The organism is Aquabacterium sp. (assembly GCF_004297345.1).
Taxonomy (GTDB): Bacteria; Pseudomonadota; Gammaproteobacteria; order Burkholderiales; family Burkholderiaceae_C; genus Aquabacterium.
The window spans coordinates 1-6,372 of record NZ_SCTN01000426.1 but is presented as its reverse complement, the minus strand read 5'-3'; the positions used below and the strand labels follow the sequence as shown (position 1 = coordinate 6,372).

General features: G+C 59.4%; 7 protein-coding genes. 6 read left to right on the top strand and 1 reads right to left on the bottom strand.

Annotated features, from left to right (window positions below; translation table 11 throughout):
* Positions 1–202, bottom strand: a 202-nt coding sequence (locus EPO09_RS16445; protein WP_290644549.1) for a hypothetical protein, incomplete at its 3' end; no start/stop codon positions are given.
* Positions 203–479: 277 nt separating this feature from the next.
* Between EPO09_RS16445 and EPO09_RS16440 the strand changes: the two genes are divergently transcribed.
* From EPO09_RS16440 to EPO09_RS16415, 6 genes are all read left to right on the top strand, one after another.
* Positions 480–1,445 carry a glycosyltransferase family 9 protein gene (locus tag EPO09_RS16440; RefSeq protein WP_290644547.1) on the top strand — a complete coding sequence of 322 codons (966 nt, stop codon included), beginning with the start codon at positions 480–482 and terminating at the stop codon, positions 1,443–1,445.
* A complete protein-coding gene (locus EPO09_RS16435) occupies positions 1,442–2,395 on the top strand; it encodes a glycosyltransferase family 9 protein (RefSeq protein WP_290644545.1) in 954 nt (317 codons plus the stop codon). The genes EPO09_RS16440 and EPO09_RS16435 overlap by 4 nt, the downstream gene beginning before the upstream one ends.
* Positions 2,392–3,483: a glycosyltransferase family 1 protein gene (locus EPO09_RS16430; protein WP_290644543.1), complete on the top strand. Its 1,092-nt coding sequence runs from the start codon at positions 2,392–2,394 to the stop codon at positions 3,481–3,483. Before EPO09_RS16435 ends, EPO09_RS16430 begins: the two co-directional genes overlap by 4 nt.
* Entirely contained in the window at positions 3,477–4,289 is an 813-nt protein-coding gene (locus EPO09_RS16425) for a DUF5672 family protein (RefSeq protein WP_290644541.1), read from the top strand. Before EPO09_RS16430 ends, EPO09_RS16425 begins: the two co-directional genes overlap by 7 nt.
* Before the next feature lie 12 nt (positions 4,290–4,301).
* Complete coding sequence (locus tag EPO09_RS16420) at positions 4,302–5,942, top strand: glycosyltransferase family A protein (protein ID WP_290644539.1); 1,641 nt, start codon at positions 4,302–4,304, stop codon at positions 5,940–5,942.
* Positions 5,943–6,023: 81 nt separating this feature from the next.
* On the top strand, positions 6,024–6,372 hold a 349-nt coding region (locus EPO09_RS16415), incomplete at its 3' end, for a hypothetical protein (RefSeq protein WP_290644537.1).

Here is a 6,372-nt window from a genome sequence, read left to right as displayed (position 1 = left end):
AAAGCTTTGTCAACCTCGACAGGGCCTCAATGTTGAGCCCGTAATGAGCCCGAGCAAGCGCCAATCGCTTACCCAGCAACGACTCCGGCGCTTGTCCAAACGGAGCCTGCATCGGCTCAGGTTGAAACGTAGCCACCACCGGCAATGCTCCGCTTAAAACGCTGCTGTCATCAACTGGTGTTGGGGGTGTTGTATCGCTCATAGGATTGCTTGCTGGGGTACTCCGCGATTCTAGGGTGCGCGCCCTGCTCTACAAAAACGCAACTTCCTGAGGCATGCGCCTCTGAAATGACCGCGTAATCTGCGACAATCCCGCCTCGCTGTTCCTGGCCAAGGCGTTGATTTCATTGATCTTTGTGCGAGATTGAAAATCCGCGTGTCGGTGGTTCGATTCCGCCCCAGGCCACCAAAATTCAAGAACCCCGCACAGCTCGCTTTGCGGGGTTTTTTATTGCCTGCTCGCTGGCAGAATTCGCAAGATGTCCAAGCCCACACCATCTCAGCGTCGCCCGTTGATCGTTCGGCTGTGCAATATGGTCGGCGATGTGGCGCTGGGTTTGCCAGCGCTGCAGCTGCTCCAGGACCATGGCCATGACTTGCACCTGTATGGCAAAGGCTGGTCCAAAGCCTTGTTGGGCGGCCATGGCTGGCACATCACCACCCGAGCAGGCAAACTGGGCGAGCGCATCGCTCAATTGCGCGCACTCAAGCAACATTGCCTGAAGCAGGATCCCAGCTTCAACCAGCGCGTCAACACGCTGGTCATGCCCAACTCGTTCTCCAGCGCATTTGAAGCCCGTATGGCCGGACTCAAGCCTGCCGGCCTGGCACGAGATGGGCGCAGCCTGTTGCTGAGCGAGGCCTGGAACGCACGCATGCCCAGCCCACCTCATCATGCGCTTGAAGGCTTCTGGGAACTGGCCTGCCGCCTGACAGCCACTGAGGCTTCAGCACCAGATCGCATCGATCTGCATATTGATCCACAAGCACAAAGCAAGGCCGATGCGCTGCTGGCTGCGCATGGCATCCAGCCCGGCTTCACCTGCATCGTGCCTTATGCCGCTGGCGATGTAGACGGCAAGGACAAACGCTGGCCCGAGTTCGCTGCATTCACGCGCCAACTGGCCGCGCGGCAGGATCGGCAGATCGTCACCTGCCCCGGCCCTGGAGAGGAAGACGTGGCTCGTCAGCATCCCGACGCGATATGCCTGCCAGGCGTCGCACTGGATGTGTACCTGGGCCTGCTCAAACGTGCGGCACTGGTGATCTCCAATGACACCGGACCGGCGCACATGGCGGCAGCCGTGGGCACCACCGTGCTGAGCACACTCGGCCCGACCAAGCCGGAACAATGGCGACCATGGGGCCCGCAAAACATCATTGCGCAAGGGCCGAACAAGCAGTGGCCATCAATAGCTGACGTCCTGCAGAAAGTGGACGCATGACTGCCAGCAAAGGCCCTCTGATCATCAGGCTGTGCAACTGGGTCGGCGAAGCCGTGCTCTCCGTGCCCACGCTCACCATGTTGGCAGAACAAGGCTACGAGCTGCACTTGATCGGCAAACGCTGGGCCATCAATTTGTTTGAAGGGCACGGCTGGCCGGTGCATGTGCGCCCAGCCAAACGCGCTGACGCCATCGCGCAGCTCAAGGCCCTTCGCCAACAGCTGGTCCAAAGCCACCCTGGCTTCACGCGCAGACCCAACATGGTGCTCTTTACCAGTTCGTTCTCCAGCGCACTGGAAGCCAGACTGGGCGGGCTCAAGCCTATCGGCTATCAGAAAGAAGGCCGCAGACTCTTGCTTGGCCACGGCGTGCCGTATCAGGCAGGCCTGCACGCGGCCGACAACTACTGGCGCATCGGCAGTCACTTCGCTGGCGTCACGCAAGCTCGACCACGGCAACTCGGTTTGAAGCCATCCGCCACACACCAGAGCCAGGCCACGCAATTGATGCAGGCGCATGGTCTGCAAGACGGCTTCATCATCCTGTGCCCGTTTTCTGGCGCAGCCGATACCACCGGCAAGAAGCTCTGGCCCGAGTTTCCTGAACTGGCTCGGCAACTGGCAGATCAAGGCCAGACCGTGGTGCTCTGTCCCGGCCCAGGCGAAGAAGATCAAGCCCAAGCCGACTACCCTGGCGCCACGATCCTGAACAAGGTCGATCTGGGCACCTATGCCGCGCTGAGCCAGCACGCCCGCTGCACCGTATCAAACGACACCGGCCCTGGCCATCTGGCGTCTGGCGCAGGTGGCTGCGTTGTCAGTGTGCTGGGCCCGGACGCCGCCCCCATGTGGTGGGTTCAAGGCGACAAGGTCACCGTGCTGCGGCCTGATCAAGGATGGCCAACGCTGCAGGACGTGCTGCAGGCCATCGACAAGGCGCCGCAACCATGAGCAGCGGAACACGCCACATCGCCCTGCAATTCGGGCACATCAAGCACTTCAACGAAGGGCTGGCCGAGTTTTCTCGGCAACTGGCCTTGCAGTTCTCGCAGCAAGCCAGCACGCTCAAGGCCGAACGCAACTGGCAGTTCCACTTCATCATGCCCAGCCAATGGCACGGCATGTTCGGCAGCGAGGTTCAGTATCACGATCTGCATGACGGCATGCGCCTGCGCCATCGCTTTCCTGTGGATCTGGATGTCTGGCACGGGCTGCATCAGCACATGCGCTACCGCCCGCCCGTCAACAGCCGGCGCAATGTCATCACGGTGCACGATCTCAATCATGTCTACGCTAAGAAGGGCTTGAGCCTGTGGTGGCAGAACATGCGCCTGACCCGGCATCTGCGCCGCGCCCATCAGCTGGTGGCGATCAGCCAGTACGCTGCCAATGACCTGCGCCAACATCTGCCCTGGGCGCCTGAAGCCACCGTGATTCACAACGGCGCAGCAGACCTGTCCACCGCCCCCCAGACACCGGTAGAGGCACTGAACGGCCAAGCCTTCTTGCTGCACATCAGCCGCATGTCACCCTCCAAGAATGTGGAAGCGCTGATCAACATGGCCGCCATCTGGCCCGAGCGCCAGCTGGCACTTGTGGGCCCCGATAGCCCGGAAGTGCAGGCCCATCAAGCTCGCGCCAAGGCGCTGGGGTTGAACAACGTTCGCTTCTTCACCGATGTGAACGAATCGCAAAAGACCTGGCTTTACGCACACTGCGATGCCTTTCTCTTTCCCTCCTTGATGGAAGGCTTCGGCCTCCCACCGATCGAGGCCATGTTCTTTGGCAAACCCGTGGTCGTTGCGCGGCGCACCTGCCTGCCCGAGATCTGTGGAGAAGGCGCCGCCTATTGGGACGACTTCGAGCCGAAAGGCATGCGGCAAATCACCGAATCGTGGCTGGCGCAGCATCAACAAAACCCTGGCACGGCCGAGTTGGTTCGCCAACAAGCGCAGCGCTATACCTGGGCGCGCGCGGCGCAACAATACATGGCGCTGTACGCACCAGACGCGGCACGAAAGGACGGATCAACATGCTGAACTTGCCGCAAATTACCCTGTGCTGCGTAGACACCCGTCTGCCCCAGATGGCGCTGGACGCCATGAAGATCTGCATGTCGCGCGCCCAGTTTGGTGACGCCCTGCTCTTCACGCGCCCACAGCATGGCCTGCAAGATGTGCCGCCGGGCATCAAGGTGATCGAGGTCGATACGATCCGGTCCATCGAGGCCTATTCGCACTTCCTGCTCAAGGAGATGGGGCCCTATCTCCACACATCCCACATGCTGATCGTGCAATGGGATGGCTATGTGGTTGATCCCGGCATGTGGCGCGATGACTTCCTCAGCGTGGACTACATCGGCGCTGTCTGGCCTCAGTACAACGATGCGCACCGGGTCGGCAACGGCGGGTTCTCGCTGCGATCACGCAAACTGCTGGACGCCCTGGCGCACGATGAAATCGTGCCGCATCACCCGGAAGACACCTGCATTGCCAGAACCTACCGCACGCTGCTGGAACAGCGCTGGGGCATCCGCTTCGCCGATGAGGCCATGGCCCATCAGTTCGCCTTTGAGCGTGAGCGCGGAGCGCCGCGCAGCTTCGGTTTTCATGGCTTGTCCAATTTCGTTCAGGTATTGCCTGCCAACGAGTTGGAGGCCTTTGTTGAGCAGGCGCCCGCAGAGATGTTCATCAGCACGGAAGGGCGCAAACTAATCAAGGCAGCCACACGAGCCGGTTTGCTATCGATTGCAGGCAAAGCGCTGTCAAAGCGACGCACACTCAAGAAAACAACCCTGTCGGAACTGCGCTTGGCTGCGCGCCTGGCATTCAAAAAGGCCTTCTAGGCTCGATATTTGATGTTCAAAGACCTGCTCAAACGATGGAATCGACGGCGCCTTGAAAAGCGTCGCCTCAAGCAGTCCGGGCAACAACTCCAGCCCATTGACCCTGCATCGCTATCGACAGCCTTGGGCGCACACGTTCAGAATATCAATGTGCGCGATTTGCTCATCGCGACCAGTTCTGGTCCAACCACATCGGACAGCGCGAGTGCACAGCCCCTCCACGCGTGGCGCGCCCTACTGGGGGCCATAGACGAGCTCCCCACAGGCATCGCGGTCACGCTTGCCGTTGTGGGAACGCCGCCGGCCGACCAATGCGGGCGGATCATCCAAACGCTGCCCCTACCAAAAGACGCGCCCCCTCTACTCGCCGCACTGCATGCGGCCAAGGCTCAAGGTGCATCGCACCTGCTGTGGGTAAATCACGGTTGCATCGTTGAGCCCCACGCATTCGCTCACTTGCTGCGCGTGTCGGAGGCAGCCCAACACAATGCATTGGTTGACGCACTGCATTTCCCGCACGAAGCAGCCAAATCCTTTGATCCGAACAGCTTGACAACCCCCTGGATCTCATCCGAATGCCTGCTAGTGCCATCAGCGGGTTTTGATCTACTCGATCAAGCCAGTTCGACCACGGAGTCTCCTGCAGCTTTGGATATGGCTTTATCTCGCAAAGCTCAAGCCGAAGGCCTGGCACTTATTTCGTGCCCTACAGCACTCGTGTGTGCGCCGCCAAAACCCGTCAGGCATGACTCTGATGATGGTCACACCGTTTCAGTGATCATCCGCCACCATGACTTTGGCAAGTTCGCTGAGTTGCGGCGCTGCCTGTTCTCTATCGCCTGCAGCACCTGGCCGCACATCGAAGCCATCGTCGTATGCCAGTCATTCCCAACATCGGAGTTGGCCAAAGTTGAGCGACATGCGGATCTGCTTCATCGCAGTCTGGGATTAAGGATCAAGATCCTCAATCCAGACCTCCCAAAAGGCATCGACCACCGCTCCACGCTACTCAACACTGGGATTGAAGCAGCAAATGGCCGCTACCTTGCATTCCTGGACTACGACGACTGCATTTACCCGACCGCATACGACAACCTGATCCAGGCTTGCAGATCGAGCGGCAGCCACATCGCTTTTGGTGACATTTACATCAAGAGAGCAGCCATCGTGGGGGACACCACCATCGTGCGAAGCCATAGCCGGGCTTGGGGCACGCGCAATCTGTTCGACTTGCTGCACGACAACTGTTGCCCCATCCACAGCTACGTCGTAGATCGCCAAGGCGTCCCTGAAGGGCTGCTGCGCTTCGACAAAACCCTGAACAAATACGAAGACTATGACTTCTTGATAAAGATCTGTAGCCAGTACAAATCAGACTTCAGCCAGATCTCGGAAGTGGTGGGTGACTACTACATCAAGGAAGATGGCTCCAACTCGGTCATCACGGCGTCCTCCTTCAGCTCCGAGGCGAAACAAGCCTGGCAGACCAGCAAGCAAGTCGTACACGATCGACGTGATCAAACCCCACTGAGTCCGCAAGTGTTGGATCATGCGAACAAGGCCCTGCAAAGCGCTGGGCTGCCTCAGTTGGCGTCAGGGGCTACGGTCCTCCATCTCAATCAACGGTCTACCCCGCTCAGGCAACTCAATTAAGCAAAAATTGAACACCAAAATGACGCAAGGGTATCTTGCGGCAATAATTTCGCCTGCGGCAACACCATCAACACTCAAAGCATGAATCTACGGACATCCCTGCTCAAGCTCTTCGGCTATGACCAGCTCTACGCGCTCTACAAGGATGCCATCACGGCCTATGGCTGGAAGAAAAGCGCCAAGGTCAATGCATGCGTGGACCGTGACGGCCACCCCATCCCCTGGATTGCCTATCCGGCCATCGACGTGCTGCAAGACGGGCTCCGGCCAGACTTGCGGGTCTTCGAGTTCGGATCGGGCAACAGCACACTTTGGTGGGCAAGGCACGTCAAAACCGTACACAGCGTCGAACACGAGCAAGGCTGGTACGACACCGTGAGCAAAAAGATGCCGGCCCACGTCGTGCTGTCTCACGTGCCGCTGGTCAGAG

Excerpts from the sequence above, each read along its gene's own strand:
- EPO09_RS16440 (WP_290644547.1), top strand. The coding sequence starts at position 480 with ATGTCCAAGCCCACACCATCTCAGCGTCGCCCGTTGATCGTTCGGCTG.
- EPO09_RS16435 (WP_290644545.1), top strand. The coding sequence starts at position 1,442 with ATGACTGCCAGCAAAGGCCCTCTGATCATCAGGCTGTGCAACTGGGTC.
- EPO09_RS16430 (WP_290644543.1), top strand. The coding sequence starts at position 2,392 with ATGAGCAGCGGAACACGCCACATCGCCCTGCAATTCGGGCACATCAAG.
- EPO09_RS16425 (WP_290644541.1), top strand. The coding sequence starts at position 3,477 with ATGCTGAACTTGCCGCAAATTACCCTGTGCTGCGTAGACACCCGTCTG.
- EPO09_RS16420 (WP_290644539.1), top strand. The coding sequence starts at position 4,302 with ATGTTCAAAGACCTGCTCAAACGATGGAATCGACGGCGCCTTGAAAAG.